General features: G+C 70.9%; 2 pseudogenes. One reads left to right on the top strand and one right to left on the bottom strand.

Annotated features, from left to right (window positions below):
- A pseudogene (locus I6F37_RS41230) lies at positions 1 to 132 on the top strand (LLM class flavin-dependent oxidoreductase); the annotation flags it as partial.
- Between the two features lie 21 nt (positions 133 to 153).
- Here the strand turns inward: I6F37_RS41230 and I6F37_RS41235 are convergent.
- Positions 154 to 426: pseudogene (locus I6F37_RS41235) on the bottom strand (aminomethyl transferase family protein); the annotation flags it as partial.

Below are 426 nucleotides of genomic sequence, written 5' to 3' on the forward strand. Positions count from 1 at the left end.
GCGAAGGACGAAGCGATCACTGAGGCCGACACGCTGCTCCTCACCGTTCCGAACCAGCTCGGTGTCGACTACAACGCCCACGTCCTCGAGGCCATCCTGACGCACGTCGCCCCGGCCCTCGGCTGGCGCTGAGCCGTCCAGGCCGGGCCGAGCTCAGGCCGGCTGCCTGGTGCGCCAGCCCTCGGCGTAGGTCTCCCGGGCGTCCCGCGAGTAGGGCGCCGGCGACACCTTGACCCGGATCCCGGTCTGCACGTGCGGCTCGACCGTCGTCTTCCTGGTGCCGCCGTCCTCCTCGCCCCAGACGAGGGTCAGGACGTCCCCGATCTCCACCCCCGGATCGACGACCCCGAGCGAGAGATACGACCGCTCGTTGTAGCTGTAGCCGGCGAACATCGAGAGCCCCACCGTCCGCCCGTCGCGCTGCAC

Source organism: Bradyrhizobium sp. NBAIM08 (assembly GCF_020193935.1).
In the GTDB taxonomy this organism is placed as follows: Bacteria; Pseudomonadota; Alphaproteobacteria; order Rhizobiales; family Xanthobacteraceae; genus Bradyrhizobium; species Bradyrhizobium yuanmingense.